The sequence below is a fragment of the Lentzea sp. NPDC036955 genome (assembly GCF_055608005.1).
Map to the genome: position 1 here is coordinate 277,741 of NZ_JBVJRC010000004.1, position 18,043 is coordinate 295,783.

The 18,043-nt window shown below is 69.3% G+C and carries 14 protein-coding genes; 8 read left to right on the top strand and 6 right to left on the bottom strand.

The annotated features are described in order from the left end of the window. Positions 1–5 precede the first annotated feature (5 nt). Both ACZ7CF_RS14735 and ACZ7CF_RS14740 read left to right on the top strand, forming a co-directional pair. Entirely contained in the window at positions 6–1,400 is a 1,395-nt protein-coding gene (locus ACZ7CF_RS14735) for a glycosyltransferase family 87 protein (protein WP_360393897.1), read from the top strand. Positions 1,401–1,419: 19 nt separating this feature from the next. Further along, on the top strand, positions 1,420–2,427 hold the full coding sequence (locus ACZ7CF_RS14740) for a GDSL-type esterase/lipase family protein (RefSeq protein ID WP_470369769.1): 1,008 nt from the start codon (positions 1,420–1,422) through the stop codon (positions 2,425–2,427). Here ACZ7CF_RS14740 and ACZ7CF_RS14745 read toward each other — a convergent pair. The 3 genes from ACZ7CF_RS14745 to ACZ7CF_RS14755 form a co-directional block, all read right to left on the bottom strand. After that, positions 2,339–3,940, bottom strand: coding sequence for a glycosyltransferase family 87 protein (locus tag ACZ7CF_RS14745; RefSeq protein ID WP_360393903.1), 1,602 nt, complete (start codon positions 3,938–3,940; stop codon positions 2,339–2,341). The two genes, ACZ7CF_RS14740 and ACZ7CF_RS14745, sit on opposite strands and share 89 nt — an antisense overlap. A 132-nt stretch (positions 3,941–4,072) precedes the next feature. Further along, positions 4,073–6,514: a transglycosylase domain-containing protein gene (locus tag ACZ7CF_RS14750; protein ID WP_470369770.1), complete on the bottom strand. Its 2,442-nt coding sequence runs from the start codon at positions 6,512–6,514 to the stop codon at positions 4,073–4,075. 446 nt (positions 6,515–6,960) lie between these two features. Beyond that, positions 6,961–7,359: a DUF5318 domain-containing protein gene (locus ACZ7CF_RS14755; protein WP_360393909.1), complete on the bottom strand. Its 399-nt coding sequence runs from the start codon at positions 7,357–7,359 to the stop codon at positions 6,961–6,963. 164 nt (positions 7,360–7,523) lie between these two features. Between ACZ7CF_RS14755 and ACZ7CF_RS14760 the strand changes: the two genes are divergently transcribed. Beyond that, on the top strand, positions 7,524–8,060 hold the full coding sequence (locus tag ACZ7CF_RS14760) for a PadR family transcriptional regulator (protein ID WP_360393912.1): 537 nt from the start codon (positions 7,524–7,526) through the stop codon (positions 8,058–8,060). 30 nt (positions 8,061–8,090) lie between these two features. Then, positions 8,091–9,173: an inositol-3-phosphate synthase gene (locus ACZ7CF_RS14765; RefSeq protein WP_360393915.1), complete on the top strand. Its 1,083-nt coding sequence runs from the start codon at positions 8,091–8,093 to the stop codon at positions 9,171–9,173. 58 nt (positions 9,174–9,231) lie between these two features. On the opposite strand, the gene ACZ7CF_RS14770 is transcribed toward ACZ7CF_RS14765, so the two are convergent. Together ACZ7CF_RS14770 and ACZ7CF_RS14775 are read right to left on the bottom strand one after the other, a co-directional pair. After that, positions 9,232–9,966 carry an SDR family NAD(P)-dependent oxidoreductase gene (locus ACZ7CF_RS14770; protein WP_458429868.1) on the bottom strand — a complete coding sequence of 245 codons (735 nt, stop codon included), beginning with the start codon at positions 9,964–9,966 and terminating at the stop codon, positions 9,232–9,234. Positions 9,967–10,049: 83 nt separating this feature from the next. Next, positions 10,050–10,676 carry an HAD family hydrolase gene (locus ACZ7CF_RS14775; protein WP_470369771.1) on the bottom strand — a complete coding sequence of 209 codons (627 nt, stop codon included), beginning with the start codon at positions 10,674–10,676 and terminating at the stop codon, positions 10,050–10,052. A 64-nt stretch (positions 10,677–10,740) separates the two neighbouring features. Between ACZ7CF_RS14775 and ACZ7CF_RS14780 the strand changes: the two genes are divergently transcribed. The 4 genes from ACZ7CF_RS14780 to ACZ7CF_RS14795 all read left to right on the top strand — a co-directional run bounded on the left by ACZ7CF_RS14780 (position 10,741) and on the right by ACZ7CF_RS14795 (position 16,889). Further along, positions 10,741–11,907 (top strand): MFS transporter, encoded by a 1,167-nt coding sequence (locus tag ACZ7CF_RS14780; RefSeq protein ID WP_360393928.1) that lies wholly within the window; start codon positions 10,741–10,743, stop codon positions 11,905–11,907. Between the two features lie 57 nt (positions 11,908–11,964). Then, entirely contained in the window at positions 11,965–14,013 is a 2,049-nt protein-coding gene (locus ACZ7CF_RS14785; RefSeq protein WP_360393930.1) for a PhoX family protein, read from the top strand. Between the two features lie 129 nt (positions 14,014–14,142). Beyond that, positions 14,143–16,245, top strand: a complete 2,103-nt coding sequence (locus tag ACZ7CF_RS14790) for a PhoX family protein (RefSeq protein ID WP_470369772.1) — start codon at positions 14,143–14,145, stop codon at positions 16,243–16,245. Between the two features lie 104 nt (positions 16,246–16,349). Next, on the top strand, positions 16,350–16,889 hold the full coding sequence (locus ACZ7CF_RS14795; RefSeq protein WP_360393936.1) for a DUF3455 domain-containing protein: 540 nt from the start codon (positions 16,350–16,352) through the stop codon (positions 16,887–16,889). Here ACZ7CF_RS14795 and ACZ7CF_RS14800 read toward each other — a convergent pair. Then, a complete protein-coding gene (locus ACZ7CF_RS14800) occupies positions 16,862–18,037 on the bottom strand; it encodes an MFS transporter (protein WP_470369773.1) in 1,176 nt (391 codons plus the stop codon). The two genes, ACZ7CF_RS14795 and ACZ7CF_RS14800, sit on opposite strands and share 28 nt — an antisense overlap. Positions 18,038–18,043 lie beyond the last annotated feature (6 nt).

The window sequence follows — 18,043 nt, forward strand, 5'->3', positions numbered from 1 at the left end:
TGAGCGTGACGCCCGACCGAGGTGATGCCGCGGGCTCCGCGCACCGCTTCGGCAGGGCGGCACTGGCCGTGCTCGTGCTGCTCTGCGGCCTCACGCTGCTGCTGGGCTTCGCCAACAAGGACCGCTGCACCGGTCCCGCGTTCGACCAGTGGGGCCGCACGCAGCCCGACTACGACGAGCGCAACAAGGAAGAGGTCTGCTACTCCGACATCCAGCACCTCTGGATCGGGCGCGACATCGACCGGCACGTCTTCCCCTACGTCGACGGCGCGATCAACGAGCAGGGCATCCTCATCGGCGGCTCCGTCGAGTACCCGGTGCTCAGCGGCCTGCTGATCTGGGCGGGCGCGATCTTCGCGCACAACGACGCGGAGTACCTGCTCTACTCGTCGCTGCTGATGGCGCCGTTCGGCCTGCTCACCGGCTACCTGCTGGGCAAGCTCGCGCGCTGGCGCGCCCTGCTGTGGGCGATCGGGCCGCCGCTCGTGCTGTACGCGTTCCACAACTGGGACCTGCCGGTCGTGCTGTGCTCGGTGGCCGCGGTCTACGTGGTGCACCGCTGGAACCGGCCGCTGGTCGAACGCGCCACGGTGGCGTCCGTGCTGCTCGGGCTCGGGTTCGCGTTCAAGGTCTACCCGGCGATCTTCGTGCTGCCGCTGATGCTGTTCGTCGCGACCGGCGGCCTGCGCGGCCAGGAGCTGCCGGAACGCGTCCTGCGCGCGGGCAAGAAGGTCGACGTCGCCGGCGCGGTCAGGGTCGCGCTGGCCTCGATCGGCACGGTCGTGCTGGTCAACCTGCCGTTCGCCATCGCCGGCTACGACGGCTGGCTCGCGTCGTTCGAGTTCCAGGGCCAGCGCCGGGTCGACATCACCACGAACTCGATCTGGTACTGGGGCCTGCGGCCGTTCATCGGCGACGACGCGATGCAGTCGCTGGTCGGCGTCATCTCGCCGATCCTGATGCTCGTCTCGTTCGGCGTCGCCGCCGGGTACGGCTGGCTGCGGTTCCGGCGCGAGGGCAGCTACCCGTGGATCGCGGTGTCGGCCGCGATGATGTGCGGGTTCATGCTGCTGCACAAGGTCCACTCGCCGCAGTACACGCTGTGGCTGGTGCCGTTCCTGGTGCTCATGCGGGTGCCGCTGGTCTGGTCGTTCGCCTACTTCGTCGTCGACCTGGCGATGGGGATCGGGATCTTCCGCTGGTTCTGGGCGATCGAGTTCGGGCAGCCGGCCGGGATCTACGACAGCTTCTCCGCGCAGGCCGTGATGATCGGCGTGTGGGGCCGGGCCGCGCTGCTGGTGGCGTTGTTCATCGTGTTCCTCAGGGCGAGGGACGTGACCGAGGACGAACAGCCCGACGACCGGAAGTTCCTCCGCGGAGCCGTAGCCGCGGAACGCTGATCAGCCGCACACTGCACCCGTGAGGGTGATCATCGTGCTGGCGTTGCTGCTGGTCTGCGGTGCCTCCGGCGCGCACGACCGGGGCACGCCGGTGCGCTGGCTGCCGGTGTGGCAGGCGGTGCCCACCCTCTCGGCGGCCACACCGGACCAGGTCGTGCGCACGACCGTCGACCTCACCGCGGGCGGAACGGCGGTCCGGGTGCGGCTGTCGAACCTCATGGGCATCAAGCCGGTCCGGGTCGACCGGGTCGCCGTCACCGCGAACGGCGAGACGCGCGAGCTCACGTTCCGCGGCGCGCGCGGCGTGCTGATGAGGGCCCGTTCCGAGGTCTACAGCGATCCCGTGCAACTGGCCGTCACACGAACGCTGGAGATCACCACCTACGCACCGGCGGGTACACCGTGCCAAGCGCGCGCACTGCGCACGATCACCTCCGCACGCGACCACGTCTGCCTCGTGTCGGCCGTCGAGGTCGCCGGGTTCACCGCACCGGGAGCCGTGGTGATGTTCGGCGACTCGATCACCGAGGGGAACTCCACCGGCACGTGGCCGTCCATGGTGCGCACCGACTACGCCGTCCTGAACGCGGGCATCAGCGGCAACGGCCTGCTGACCGGGGACGCCCCGATGATCACCCGCCTCCAACGGGACGTCCTGTTCAGCGCGGAGGTGCGCAAGGTCGTGCTGCTCGCGGGCATCAACGACATCCAGAACGGCATCAGCGCGGACAACGTCATCGCCGGCATCCGCACCGTCCAACTGCGGTGCCGCAACGAGGGCGTGCCCGTCGTCGTCGGCACGATCACGCCGTGGCGCGGCTGGGTCAACTGGACGGAGGAACGCGAGCAGCAGCGCCTGAGGACCAATGCGTGGATTCGCGCCAACGTCCCCGACGTGATCGACTTCGACGCCGCGCTGCGCGACCCCGCCGACCCGCTCAGACTGCGTCCGGAGTTCGACTCCGGTGATCACCTGCATCCGAACGCGTCCGCATTCGGTGCGATGGCTCGCCTCGTGCGGGTGTGACGAGCTGCCGGTCCGGCGCGTCCTCCAGCACGCCCGCCAACGGGTCGTCGCCCGCCATCCGCACCCGGTCGCGCTCCGGGTGGTAGATCTCCCGCAGGACCAGCACGCACAACCCGATGACCGCGGCGTCGCGCAGCAGCACGGCACCGAGGAACCAGTCGATCGGCAGCCCCTTGTTTTCCGTGCCCAGGTAGAAGTACATCCGCGGCACCCACACGAGCGCGTCGACCGTCATCCACGCCAGCAGCAGCTTCCACCGCGGCAGCGCGAGCACCGCCAGCGGCACCAGCCACAGCGAGTACTGCGGGCTCCACACCTTGTTCGTCAGCAGGAACGCCGCCACGACCAGGAACGACAGCTGCGCGAGCCGCGGCCGCGTCGGCGCCGACAGGGTCACGTACGCGATCCCGGCGCAGCAGACGATGAACAGCACCATGCTGACCGTGTTCAGCACGGTCGGCGCCTGCCCCTGCGTGAGGCCGGGGTCGAAGCCCTGCCACCCGGTCCACTGCACCAGCACGTTGTAGAGCGTGTCCGGGTCGGCGTTGCGCTCGGTGTTGAGCCGGAAGAACTCCTTCCAGCCCGTGTGCGACGCCGGGTTCAACGCGATCGGCGCGTTCACGAGCGCCCACGCCCCGATGGCCGCCGCGGTGGCGGCGAAACCGGCCTTGAGCCGTTGCGAACGCCAGCACAGCAGCAGGATCGGCCCCAGCAGGAACAACGGGTACAGCTTCGCCGCACCGCCGAGCCCGAGCAGCACACCGGCCAGCACGGGCTTCTTCCGCGCCCACGCCAGCAACCCGGCCGTGGCGAACGCGGTCGCGATCGTGTCGAAGTTCGTGAACGCGTGCACGACGACCAGCGGTGACACCGCCACGATCGCCGCGTCCCACATCCGCCGCCGCGCGATCCGCGCCACCGAGAACACCGTGATCAGCCACGCCACCGCCAGCCAGAACGCCGTGACGTTGAAGTACACGATCACCGTCATCGGCAGCCCCGGCACCAGCACCGCGAGCCCCTGCGCCACCCGCGCGTTCAGCCACTGGAAGAGCCCCGTGACCACCGGGTACTCCATGTAGCGGACGTGCTCGGTCGGCTTGCCCTCGTCGTCCTTCCACGAGGTGATGTACGGGAACGACCCGCGCTGGTCCAGTCGCTCCGCCGTGTAGAGCGGCACGGTGTCGGAGTAGCAGAGCGCCGTGAACTGCTTGCTCCCCCGCCAGTCCAGCTGCACCTGCCCCTTCTCGTCCACGTACTGCTGGATGCACGGCGACTTCTGCAGGTACCCGAGCAGCAGCGTCAGCACCGCGAGCAGCAGCACCACCCGCAGCGCCGACCAGAACCAGTGCCGCCCGACCTGCGCGTGCCGGCCCAGCGGACCGCCGAACGGTCTGCTCAGGGTGCGGGCGAGCGACTCGGTCCAGGTGGGCGCGACCCGCTGCTGCGGGGTGAGCGAGTCGGTGTCCTCTGCGGGGAGCTCGACCTGGTTGGGCTCAACAGGGCTGGGCACGGGCGGGATGTTACGGCCAAGACCGTTTCGCCGTGGTCAACATCCGGGCCGGGGCACACCGCGCCCTTCACGGCGAAGGGGCCCGACGGCGGTGCGTCGGGCCCCTTCGCTTCCTGTCGGACAGCGGAACTGCTACGTGTCACCAGGGTCTCGGCCACCTGTGGGGTTGCCGGGTCCTGGCTTCGTGGTCGTCGGCTTGGTGCCCGACGGCGGGCACGGCAGGATGCCGCAGTTGCCGTTGTCCGGGTCGGTCGTCTTGGTCGGCGGCGTCCGCGTCGGCTCGGTGGTGGTCGTGTTCGTCTGCGTGCTCGGAGCGGTGTTCGACACCGGCGGCTTGGACGGCGGCGGCGGGTTGAAGTTGCCGAGCGGCCTGGGCTTCGCGAACGACTCCTTCTGGTAGCCGTCCAGCGCGGCGTCCATGAACTTCTTCCAGATCAGACCGGGCAGGCCCGAGCCGAAGACCGGCTTGCCCGACCGGTCCCTGATCGGCTGGTCGCCCTTGTCCTTGCCGACCCACACGGAGGTGGACAGCTGCGGCGTGTAGCCGACCATCCAGGCCTTCGAGTTCTGGTCCTTGCTCTCGGGGAGCTCGTGCGTACCGGTCTTGCCGGCGCAGGGGCGGCTCGCCGCGCACGCGATCTTGCCGGTCGGGATCTCCTTCAACGTCTCGGTGACGTTGTCGGCGATGTCGCGGCTCTTCTCCTCGACCGGGTCGAACGCCGGCGTGCTCTTGTCCACGTGCTGGTAGAGCAGGTCGCCGTTCGGCGCCTCGATCTTCGTCACGAAGAACGGCGGGCGGTACATGCCGCGGGCGGCGAAGGTCGCGTACGCCGAGGCCATGTCGAACGGACGGACGCGGGCGTTGTCCGCGCCGATGGAGATACCGGTGTTGGGCGGACCGCCGCCTTCGCCGACGAGCGTCTGGAACGGCTTGCCGTCGTACGGCACCGTCTCCGGGATGCCGGCCGCGTGGGCCGCGTCCGCGACCGCCTTGGGGCCGGTGTCGTTCGCCACCATGTCGTAGAACACGGTGTTGAGCGACTCCTTCATGGCCTGCTTGATCGGGCACTGCGGGCCGCAGGTGCTGCTGGAGGCGTTGCGGATCTCGACGCCGGCGATCTTGCGCGGCGAGGTGCCGTCGTAGGTGTCGCCGATGCCCTTGCCGATCTTCAGGGCCGCCACGAGGTCGAACGGCTTGAACGACGAGCCGGCCTCCTGGATCGTGCCCTTCGCGTAGTCGATGCCCTTCAGGCCGTCCTTGCCCGGGTAGTACGCCCGGACCGCGCCCGTGGTCGGGTCGATCGCGCTGAGCGAGGTGCGCAGGTCGGGGTCCTCACCGTTCATCACGGCGTTGACCGCTTCGACCGCGGCGTTCTGCATCTTCGGGTCGACCGTCGTGTGGACGGTGACGCCGACCTTCTGCGCGCGCTCCATGGTCAGGCCGACCATGTCGCTGTCGATCTCGTTCTGGACCTGCTGGCTCACGCGGGCGAGCGGGCCCTCGAGGCTCTGCGGCTGGGTCTCCTCGAACGGCAGCGGGACCGGGACCTTCTGGGCGTCGTAGTAGGCTTGGTCGATCCAGCCCTTCTGGAGCATCTGCCCCATCACGAACTCCCAGCGCCCCTGCGCGTGGTCCTTGTCCTCGGAGTACGACGGCAGCTGGATCATGCCCGCGATGTAGGCGGCCTCGGAAGGAGTGAGGTCCTTCATCTCCTTCTTGTAGTAGACCTGGGCGGCGGCCTTCATGCCGTTCGCGCCACGACCGAAGTACACCGTGTTGAGGTACGCGGTCAGGATCGTGTTGTGATCCGACTCGTTGCTCATCTTGTAGGCCTTGACGAGCTCGGTGAACTTCCGGGTCAGCGTCGCTTCTTCTTTGCCCGTGGCCTTCTTGATGTACTGCTGGGTCAGGCCGGAACCACCCGAGCTGCCGCCGGTCGCCTGGATCCACACGGCGCGGACGATGGCCTTCGCGTCGAAGCCGGGATTCTCGTAGAAGTTCGCGTCCTCCGCGGCGAGCACCGCGTGCTTGACGTTGTCCGGGATCTCCTCGTAGGTCAGCATCGTGCGGTTCTGACCGGGCGAGGTGATCTTGCCCATCTCCGAGCCGTCGGAGTACTTCAGTGTGATCGTCTTGTCCTGGTCGGCCGCGATCTCGTCCGGGCGCGGCCAGTTCACGAGCGGGTACGCCACGGCGACGGCGATCACCGGACCGAGGATCATCAGTCCGAGCGCGACGAAGGCACCGATCCGGACGCGCTTCCAGATCTTCTTCTTGCGCAGGCGGCGCTCCTCCTCCTCGGTGAGCTCCGGCTCGTCGTCGTCGTAGTACTCGTCGTCGTCGACCGGTGCGCCGGCGAGCAGGAACTCGTCGTCGGGCTCGCGGTGGGTCAGCAGGTCGGGTTCGCGCTGCGCCGGCGGCCGGTTGACCGGGGGTAGCTGCGTGGTCCGCTCCTCACCGGGCTTGCGCGGGGGAACGCCGGGGCGGCCGGGACCACCCTGCGGGCCGGCGGGACCACCGGGGCCGCCAGGGCCACCGGGGCGGCGGGCGCCGGGAGGCGGTGGGACCGGCATGCCACCGGGCGGCGTGGGCGGGCGACCGCCGGGACCGCCGGGACCCTGACCACCGGGACCACCGGGACCTTGACCACCGGGGCTGCCGGGACCAGGTGCACCGGGACCGCCCTGCGGACGGCCGGGACCACCCTGGGGCCCGCCAGGGGCGCCCTGGGGTCCGCCTGGTCCGTTCGGGCGGCGTGGGGGCTGCTGCTGTGGGAAACCACCGGGCGGCGTGCCACCCTGGGGAGGGCGTGCGAAACCGCCGGGCGGAGTGCCCGGTCGCGGCTGATTCGGGGCATCGCGCCTGCCGCCGTCCGGGTCGTCCCCGGTCGGCCACTGCGGCTCGCCGCCGCGCTGCCTGTCATCATGCTGGTCGTTCACGTGAAAAGGCCTCCCAGACCGGCGTGCATCAGCACACGGTTCGGTGGTCGTACTTCGTTCGCAGCAGGCTCACCGGTGGTTCACTCCGCCGCAGTCCTCCTGCGTGGCTTTTCCAGCCCACGCTTCCCCAGGACGTATGACTGCACCAGGTGGTTCCAACTGCATGTGCGACAGACTTCCACCACGTACACGGTGAACTCGTCGAAGAGGGTTGCCATGCGCGCGAGTTCTTCAGCTGTGCGGGCCGAGCCGGTCGCGTGCTTCAGCTCGTCACCGTAGACCCACGACACGTGGGTCAGCGGTTCCTTGCGGCACACCGGGCACGGCACGTCCGTCTGCGTGCCGTGGAACTTCGCAGCTCGGAGCAGGTAGGGGCTCGCGTCGCAGACCTCCATGGTGCCCGTCCGGCCGGAGTAGACCTCGGCCAGCAGCGCACGCCGCTGCAGCGAGTAGTCCACGACCTGCCGTTGGGTCAACACGTGACCAGAGTACGTGCCGAGTCCTTTCCGATGATGGGCCGTTCAGGGCAGCAGGGTCCGAGGCGGTATCACGGTGTGCCACATCCCACAACGAAGAGGGGTCCGCGATGTATCGCGTCGATATAATCACCTCACCTATCGGTGCAGGTGCGAGGAGGTGACTCGTGTTCGAGTTCGCGCTGCTCGGCCTGCTGCACGAGGCGCCCATGCACGGCTACGAGCTGCGCAAGCGCTTGCACGACCTGCTCGGAGCGTTTCGCGCGTTCTCCTACGGATCGCTGTACCCAACACTGCGGCGACTCCAGCGTGCGGGCCTGATCGTGGAGGAAGGGCCGGAGGAGTCGGCCCTTGCTTGGGGACGTCGGGCACGCAAGGTCTACAAGCTCACTCCGGAAGGCAAGGAGAGGTTCGCCGACATGCTCGTCAACGCGGGTCCGCAGACCTGGGACGACGACTCGTTCGGCGTGCACCTGGCGTTCTTCTCGCGGACGCCGGCCGACGTCAGGATCCGGATCCTGGAAGGCCGGCGGCGGTGTGTCGAGGAACGCAGGGAGGGGCTGCGGGAGCGGCTCACGCGCACGGGTGAGCAGATCGACCGCTACACCCGTGAGCTGCACCGGCTGGGCCTGGAGGGCACGGAGCGCGAGGTGCGGTGGCTCAACGAGCTCATCGCGCACGAACAGTCCGAGCAGGACGAGTAGTACTCACCGTTGATCAAGGAGGACTGGGCAATGGGCGGAAATCGCCGCACCGTTCGCGTGGCCATCGTCGGGGTTGGCAACTGCGCGGCGTCGCTGGTGCAGGGCGTCCACTACTACCGGGACGCCGACCCGAGCACCCGCGTGCCCGGCCTGATGCACGTGCAGTTCGGCGACTACCACGTGCGCGACGTCGAGTTCGTCGCCGCGTTCGACGTCGACGCGAAGAAGGTCGGTGTCGACCTGGCCGAGGCGATCGTGGCCAGCCAGAACAACACGATCAAGATCGCGGACGTGCCGCCGCTGGGCGTGGTCGTGCAGCGCGGGCACACGTTCGACGGTCTCGGCCGCTTCTACCGCGAGACGATCGAGGAGTCCGACTCCGAGCCGGTCGACGTGGTCGCGGCGCTGCGCGAGGCCGAGGTCGACGTGCTGGTCTCGTACCTGCCCGTGGGCTCGGAGGAGGCCGACCGCTTCTACGCCCAGTGCGCGATCGACGCGGGTGTGGCGTTCGTCAACGCCCTGCCGGTGTTCATCGCCTCGGACCCGGAGTGGGCCGAGAAGTTCCGCGCGGCCGGCGTGCCGATCGTGGGTGACGACATCAAGTCGCAGGTCGGCGCCACCATCACGCACCGCGTGCTGGCCAAGCTCTTCGAGGACCGCGGCGTCCAGCTCGACCGCACCATGCAGCTGAACGTGGGCGGCAACATGGACTTCCTCAACATGAAGGAGCTGGAGCGCCTGGAGTCCAAGAAGGTCTCCAAGACCCAGTCCGTCACCTCGCAGCTGTCCCGCGACATCGGCAAGGACAACGTCCACATCGGCCCGTCCGACTACGTGGCGTGGCTCGACGACCGCAAGTGGGCGTACGTGCGCCTCGAAGGCCGCGCGTTCGGCGACGTGCCGCTGAACCTGGAGTACAAGCTGGAGGTCTGGGACTCCCCGAACTCCGCGGGCATCATCATCGACGCCGTGCGCGCCGCGAAGATCGCCCTGGACCGCGGTGTCGGCGGCCCGATCCTCTCGGCGTCGTCGTACTTCATGAAGTCCCCGCCCGTGCAGTACTCGGACTCCGAGGCCCACGCGGCCGTCGAGGCCTTCATCCGCGGCGAGTGATGTCCGGTCGTCTGCAAGTACCACCAACACGGGTGTTGGTGGTACTTGCAGACGCCGTTCAGCGCTTCGAGAGGCGCAGCCTCTGCCAGGTGCCGTCCGCGGTCCAGCCGCCGTCCACCGGCAACGCCACCCCGTTGACGTACTTCGAGCCGTCACCCGCGAGGAACCGCACGGCCTGCGCGATGTCGTCCGGCGCCGCGAACCGCCCCATCGGCACGTGGTCCGTGATGTCGTCGTCCACGTAGTACCCACCGGCCTGCGACTCGACGTCCATCTCCGTCTTGACCCAGCCGGGGCACACCGCGTTGACCCTGATCCCCCGCCCGCCCCACTCGACGGCGAGCGTGCGCGTCAACCCGATCAACCCGTGCTTCGTCGTGTTGTACGCCGCCCGGTCCGCCACCCCCCGCAACCCGGCGACGGACGCGATGTTGACGACACTGCCGCTGCGCTGCGCGAGCATCACCTTGCCCAGCGCCTGCGTGAGCAGGAACGGTCCGGTCAGGTTGACCGCCATGATCTGCTGCCACTGCTCCAGCGTGGTGTCCTCGAACGGCACGATGCCGGCGATCCCCGCGTTGTTGACCAGCACGTCCACCCGCCCGTAGGTGCTCGTGACGTGCTCGGTGAGGCGCTGCACGTCCTGGGCGTCGGCGACGTTGCCGACGATCCCGCCCTCGCTCTCCCGCAGGTCGAACCCGACGACGGTGAACCCGTCCGCGCGCAGCACCTCGGCGATGCTCCGGCCCATGCCTTGCGCCGTGCCGGTCACCACAGCCACTCGTTGCGTCATGCGGGCCACGCTAGGCACCGCGCGGGCGCGGCGGGAGATGTGCGCACTGTGGTCTGGTGCTCAGCACCAGTCTTCGCGGCCGGTTACGCGAGCGCGTCCGGCAGGTCGGAGATCGACTCCAGCACCGTCACCTGGGCCAGCACGTCCTCCGCGGGCGGGAAGTGCGGGTTCGGCACGGCCAGCACGGTCATCCCGGCCGCCAGCGCGGCCTTCAACCCGTTCGTCGAGTCCTCCACGGCATAGCAACGAGCCGGGTCGACGCCCAACCGCGAAGCCGCCAGCAGGTACACGTCCGGCGACGGCTTCCCGGCGGCGCAGGACTCCGACGACACCGCCACGGGCACCGGCAACCCGGTCACGTCCAGGAACACCCTGATCAGCACGGCCGGCGCGGACGAGGCGATCGCCACCGGGAAACGGGACGCCACCGAGCGGACCGCGTCCACGGCGCCGGGGATCACCGGCAGGTGCGCCGCGTAGGCCTTCTCCATCTCCGCGATCACCCCGGCGGAGGCCTCGTCCGCCGACAGCCGGACGCCCAGCGCCACCAGGTACGCGCCCCACTCGGGTGTCGACATGCCCTGCATCGCCCTGGTCGCCTCGGCGGTCCACGTGCCGCCGTGCGCCGCCGCGAATGCCCGGCGCACCTCGTCCCACACCTGCTCGGAGTCGATCAGCACGCCGTCGAGGTCGAAGATCACCGCTTCCACGACGAGAACCGTACTGTGACACGTTGTACTTCGCTATGCTAAGTAAATCTGTTAGGGTAGCTAAGTGAATTTCAAGGCTCAGCCCAAACAGGTGTGGATCACTGCTTTCGCAGCCGTGATCGCCTTCATGGGGATCGGGCTCGTGGACCCGATCCTGTTGTCCATCGCAGAGGGTCTGCACGCAACACCGTCGCAGGTCACCCTCCTCTTCTCCTCCTACCTCGGCGTGCAGGTCGTGGCGATGCTCTTCACGGGCGCGGCGACGGCGCGGTTCGGGGCCAAGCGCACGCTCGTCGGCGGGCTCGCGCTGATCGTGGTCGCCACGCTGGCGTGTTCGGCGGCGGGGAGCATCGGTCAGCTCGTCGGTCTCCGCGCGGTCTGGGGGCTCGGCAACGCGTTCTTCATCGCGACCGCGCTCAGCGTCATCGTCGGTGCGGCCAGCGGCGGGCAGAAGGGGGCGATCCTGCTCTACGAGGCCGCGCTCGGGCTCGGTCTGAGCGTCGGGCCGCTGCTCGGGGCGTTGCTCGGCAGCTTCTCGTGGCGCGGGCCGTTCCTCGGCACCGCCGTCCTCATGGCCGTCGCACTGGTCCTTTGTGCAACGTTCCTGGCTCGGGACGCGCACCACGAACGCCAGAAGATCGGCGTGCTCGACCCGCTCAAGGCGCTGCGGCACCCCGTTCTGCTGCGCACCTCCATCGGCGCGGCGCTCTACACGGCCGCGTTCTTCACGGTCCTGGCGTGGTCGCCGTTCGTGCTGCAGTGGGGTGCCGTCGAGATCGGGCTCATCTTCTTCGGCTGGGGCGTGTGCGTCGCCGTCTCCAGCGTCTTCCTCGCGCCGCGGCTCGCGGACCGCTTCGGTGAGAAGAGCGCGGTCATCGGGTCGGTGCTCGCGTTCGCCGCGCTGATGCTGCTGATGGCGGTGCCGAGCAAGCCGCTGCTGGTGGTCGCCGTGATCGTCAGCGGTGTCGTCAGCGGGCTGCTGAACACGCTGTTCACCGGCGCCGCGATGAGCGTCAGCGACGCGCCGCGGCCGGTGGCGAGCGCCGGGTACAACTTCCTGCGCTGGCTCGGTGGCGCGCTGGCGGCGACGTTCGTCAGCCACCTCGCGCAGCCGTTCGTCGTCGCGGCGGTGCTGTGCGCAGGCGCGGCGGTGCTGCTGGCGTTCAACCGCACGGACACGCACGAGGTACCGACGGAAGTCGTGATTGCCGGTGAGCAGCTAGTCGGTTAACGAAGGGTGAACTACGGTCGGTCGCGGTTCCCGAACCGACCGTAGGAGGCCCCCACCATGATCCCTCTGCCGCTCGTCAACCACCGGATCGGCAGAGCAGCGGTGACATGCGAGTACCGCTGCGGGGACGCGTGCTTCCACGACGTCCCGAACACCTCCGGCAACCCCTACTTCGGCGACCTCGTCAGCCGCCGCACCGCCCTCAGGGCCGGTGCCGTGGTCGCCGCCGCCGCGACGGTCGCACTGCCCGCGACCGCTGCCGCCGCCGCTGACGACGTTGTCACCACCGCCGCCCAGCCCGAGGCGCAGGGACACCGCCCGCCCAGGGGCCTCGACTTCACGCCGGTCGAGGTCAACACCAAGGACGAGGTCGTCGTCCCGGAGGGGTACGAGCAGGCGGTCGTGATCCGCTGGGGCGACCCGCTGTTCCCCGGCGTCCCCGACTTCGACTTCGACGACCAGACGGCCGCCAAGCAGGAGAAGCAGTTCGGCTTCAACTGCGACTTCGCCGCGATCCTGCCGCTGGACCCGCTGGAGCTGAGCGGGATCATGGTCACGAACCACGAGTACACCAGCGAGCCGTTCATGTTCCGCGGCTACGACCCGAACAACCCCACCGAGGAGCAGGTCAAGATCGCCTGGGCCGCGCACGGCCTGTCGGTGTTCATGATCAAGCGGTCGTACTTCTCCGGCCACTACCGGCCGCGGTTCAGCAGGTACAACCGCCGCATCACCCTCAACACGCCGTTCGAGGTGCGCGGCCCGGTCGCCGGCAGCGACCTGTTGAAGACCTCCGCCGACCCCACCGGCAGGAAGGTCCTCGGCACGATCAACAACTGCTCCGGAGGCGTCACGCCGTGGGGCACGATCCTGTCCGGCGAGGAGAACTTCAACCAGTACTTCGCCAACGCCGCCACCCGCAACGACCCGCGGCTGAGCCGCTACGGCGTCACCGGCACGGCGACCACGCGCAAGTGGGAGCGCTTCGACAAGCGCTGGGACCTCGCGCAGGAACCCAACGAGGTCAACAGGTTCGGCTGGGTCATCGAGCTCGACCCGCACGACCCGGACTCGACGCCGGTCAAGCACACGCACCTCGGCCGCTTCAAGCACGAGACCGCGAACATCCGCGTCGCCGAGGACGGCCGCGTGGTCGCGTACTCCGGTGACGACGAGCGGTTCGAGTACATCTACAAGTTCGTCTCCACCGGGAAGATGAAGCCCGGCAAGAGCAAGGCCGCGCGCCGGCACAACATGACGCTGCTCGACGACGGCACGCTCTACGTCGCGCGGTTCACCGGCGACAGCCCGGTCTCGGAGATCGACGGCACCGGCAAGCTGCCCAGCGACGGCAGGTTCGACGGCACCGGCGAGTGGATTCCGCTGGCCGCGGGCACCAGGTCGTTCGTGCCGGGCATGACCGCCGAGGAGGTGTACGTCTTCACGCGCATCGCGGCGGACAAGGTCGGCGCGACGAAGATGGACCGCCCCGAGGACATCGAGTGCCACCCGCGCACCGGCACCGTCTACTGCGCGCTCAGCAACAACGTCGAACGCGGCGTCACCCCCGGCAGGGAGGGCGCGACCGAGCCGAACCCGCGCGTGAACAACCGGCACGGGCAGGTGCTGGAGCTGACCGAGCGCAAGGGCGACGCGCTCGCGCTGACGTTCGACTGGGACCTGTTCCTGGTCTGCGGCTTCCCCGAGGACCCGAACACGTACTTCGGCGGGTACGACAAGTCCCAGGTCAGCCCGATCTCCAGTCCGGACAACGTGGCGTTCGACCGCTTCGGCAACCTGTGGATCTCCACGGACGCCGACGGCAAGCTCAACGGGCTGAACGACGGCCTCTACGGCGTGCCGCTGGAGGGTCCGGAACGCGGTCACCTCAAGCTGTTCCTCACGGTCCCGCGCGGCGCCGAGACGTGCGGCCCGGTGATCGGCGAGCGGGTCATCACCGTGTGCGTGCAGCACCCCGGTGAGGTGGACGGCGCGAGCGCCGACAAGCCCGTCTCGAACTGGCCGGACCGCGGTACGAGCCGGCCGCGCCCGTCGGTCGTCGCGGTGTGGCGCAAGGGCCGTCGTCAGCTCGGTGAGATCGGCTGATCACCCTGCGTGCCGTGGTCTTTCGGGAGTAGTACGAGTTCGCCTGCCGTTCACCTGCTGGACGGCGGGCGATCTCGTTGGGCTCTTAGGTTCGGCCAGTTCCCACACTGACCGATCTCGGAGGCCTGCGTGTCCTCACCCACCGATCGGGGCCGCCGCCTGCTGCCCCTGCTCCCGACGAACCACCCGCTCGGGCGTCAGGCCGTCACCTGCGAGTTCCGCTGCGGCAACGCGTGTGCGCACGAGGCGCCCAACTCGTCGCGCAACGCCTACTTCGGCGACGTCGTCAAGGAGGTCGTGAGCCGCCGCGGCATGCTGAAGGCGGGTGCGGTCGTCGCCGCCGCCGGTGCCGGCGCGCTGGCGTTCTCCGGTGCGGCTGCCGCTGCCCCGGCGCACACCGGCGCCGAGGCCCTCGGCCGCGGCCACGGCGGTGGCAAGGACCCCGGCGGTCTCAACTTCGAGCCGGTGGCGCCCAACACCCTCGACCAGCTCAGCGTTCCGCGGGGGTTCCAGCAGGACGTCGTCATCCGCTGGGGTGACGCGGTGCTGGACGACGCGCCGAAGTTCGACTTCGACAACCAGACGCCGGAGGCGCAGGCCAAGCAGTTCGGCTTCAACAACGACTTCTGCGGCCTCGTCCCGGTGCCGGGCGACCCCAACAGCTGGCTCATGGTGAGCAACCACGAGTACACGACCGAGTCGTTCATGTTCAAGGACTGGTCGTCCACGACGATCACCGAGAAGCACGCCAAGATCGCGTGGGCCGCGCACGGCCTGTCGGTCGTGATGGTCGACCGCGACCCGCGCACCGGCCGGCTCTTCGTCTGCCCGGACGACAAGAAGAAGTACAACCGCCGCATCACCCTCACCACGCCGTTCGAGGTGAAGGGCCCGGCCGCCGGCTCGAAGCACCTGAGGACCTCCGCCGACCCGACCGGCCGCAGGGTGCTGGGCACGCAGAACAACTGCGCCGGTGGCGTCACGCCGTGGGGCACGATCCTGTCCGGCGAGGAGAACTTCAACCAGTACTTCGCCAACGGCGGCACCGTGACCGACCCGGACACGAAGGCCAAGTTCGCCCGCTACGGCATCAGCGGCGGCGCGACCCTGCGCCAGTGGGAGCGCTTCGACAAGCGCTTCGACCTGGCCCAGGAACCCAACGAGGCCAACCGCTTCGGCTGGATCGTCGAGATCGACCCGCTGGACAAGAACTCGACGCCGGTCAAGCACACCGCGCTCGGCCGCTTCAAGCACGAGGGCGCGAACGTCATCGTCGCCAAGGACGGCCGCGTGGTCGCGTACATGGGCGACGACGAGCGCTTCGACTACATGTACAAGTTCGTCTCCGACGAGAAGATGCAGAAGGGCCAGTCGAAGCGCGCCCGCGAGCACAACAAGCAGTTGCTGGACAAGGGAACGCTGTACGTCGCGCGCTTCTCCGGCGACAGCCCGGCCGCCGAGATCGACGGCACCGGCAAGCTCCCCGCAGACGGCGAGTTCGACGGCACCGGCGAGTGGATCCCGCTGGCGCACAACGACAGGTCGTTCGTGCCCGGCTTCACCGCCGAGGAGGTCTACGTCTTCACGCGCCTGGCCGCCGACAAGGTGGGCGCCACGAAGATGGACCGCCCGGAGGACGTCGAGCCCTCGACGCACAACCGCCGGATCTACGCCGCGCTCACCAACAACACCGACCGCGGCAAGGCCGGCAAGGAGGGCCCGACCGAGATCAACCCGCGCAACGGCAACAAGCACGGCCACGTGCTGGAGATCGAGGAGCGCCGCAGCGACAACACGGCGACCACGTTCTCGTGGAAGCTGCTGCTGGTCTGCGGTGACCCCAACGACCCCGGCACGTACTTCGGCGGGTTCGACAAGTCCCAGGTCAGCGCGATCTCCTGCCCGGACAACGTCGCGTTTGACACGCACGGCAACCTGTGGATCTCCACGGACGGCAACGCGCTGGGCTCCAACGACGGCCTGTTCGCGGTGCCGGTCGAGGGCAAGCGCCGCGGTCAGGTGAAGCAGTTCCTCACCGTGCCGCGGGGTGCGGAGACGTGCGGCCCGGTCATCACCGAGGACTTCGTCCTGGTGTCGGTGCAGCACCCCGGTGAGATCGACGGGGCGTCGGCGAACAACCCGCTGTCGCACTGGCCGGACGGCGGCACGTCCCAGCCGCGTCCGTCCGTCGCGGTGGTGTGGCGCAAGGACCGTCGCAAGATCTGCGACTGACCCGAGGCCGACCGGTGCGGCCACCCGTCCCGTGACGGGTGGCCGTGCCACCGGTTGAGACGGTACTGAACCGGCCCGGAAACCGGCCCGTAGCCCACGGTGTGATGAAACGTGCTGGCTTGGTCCTGGTCTCGTCGACCCTCCTGGGCATCCTCGCGGGAGGCGTGGGCTCCACCGCCGCGCCGACCCCGGACCTCCTCGGTGACTCCGCCGTGCGGACCGCACCCGCGGTCCAGGTCCCGCCCGGTCACCGGCTCGCCGCCAAGTTCTACGCCAAGGGCGTGCAGACCTACAGCTGCACGGCAGGTGCGTGGAAGGGCCTGGAACCCGCCGCCACCCTGGCCGACCGGCTCGGCCGGGCCGTGGGCCTGCACAGCCGCGGCCCGATCTGGGTGTCCACCGTGGACGGCAGCGCGGTCGAGGCCGCCCCGGTCGACGGTGCCCGCAACGAGGTGCAGGGCGCTGTTCCCGAACTGTTGCTGCAGGCCAAGTCCACCAGGGGCACCGGCGTGTTCTCCGGCGTCAGCTACGTGCAGCGGCTCGCCACCAAGGGCGGCGTCGCACCCGCGGGCGGCTGCACCGAGGGCGCCCAGACGTCCGTGCACTACGAGGCGCTCTACACCTTCTCCGTGCCCGCCCGCTGAACCAGCGCCACCACCGCTGCGCTGACCATCGTGATGCCGACGACCCACAGGCCGGTCTTCTGCGTCCCGGTGAGGTCGCGCAGCCACCCGGTGACGTAGGGCGCGGCGAACCCGCTCACGTTGCCCAGCGAGTTGATCAACGCGATCCCGCCGGCCGCCGCCGTGCCGCCCAGGAAGCTCGTGGGCAGCGCCCAGAACGTGGGCAGGGCGGCGCAGACGCCGATGGCGCACACCGAGACCGCCACCATCGCCGCGATGGGGTGCTCCAGGTGCAGCGCCACGGGGATCGCCGCGCCACCGAGCAGCATCGGCGCGGCGACGTGCCACTTCCGCTCCCCGGTGCGGTCGCCGTGCCTGGCCCACAGGACCATGGCGACCGCGCCGAGGACGTACGGGATGGCGTTGATCAGCCCGCGTTCGACGACGCCCGCACCCGGCGCGAGGCCCTTGATGATCGTCGGCAGGAAGAACCCCAGCGTGTACAGGCCGTACACGATGCCGAAGTACACGAAGCTCAACGCCAGGATTCGCGGGTGCGTGAGCGCCTTGCGCAGCGGCCAGTGCTCCTCCGCGGGCTGCTCGACGGCCTCCTCCGGCTTGTCCGGCAGCCAGAACCAGGTGACGAACGCCAGCGCGATGGCGGGCAGCCCCTCGACCAGGAACATCGTGCGCCAGTCCGTCCACTGGATCAGCAGCCCGCTGAGCGTGGCGCCCAGCGCCGTCGAGATCGGCACCGCGACCATGAACATCGCGACGACCTTCGCCCGGTCCTTCTGCGGGTACCAGTACGTCAGGTACAGGATGATCCCGGGGAAGAACCCGGCCTCCGCCACACCCAGCAGGAACCGCAGCACGATCAGCACGGTCCCGTTGGGCACGAACGCCATCGCACTCGCCAGCACACCCCAGCTGATCATGATCCGCGCGATCCACCTGCGGGCGCCGAACCGGTGCAGCGCCAGGTTGCTGGGCACCTCCAGCAGCAGGTAGCCGAGGAAGAACACGCCGGAGGCGAACCCGAACACCGTCGCGGTGAGCTGGAGCTCCTCCGACATGCCGTTCGGTCCGGCGAAGCCGATGTTGACCCGGTCCAGGTAGTTGATGAAGTAGAGCAGGCACAGGTACGGCAGGATCAGCTTCTTCGGCACTACAGT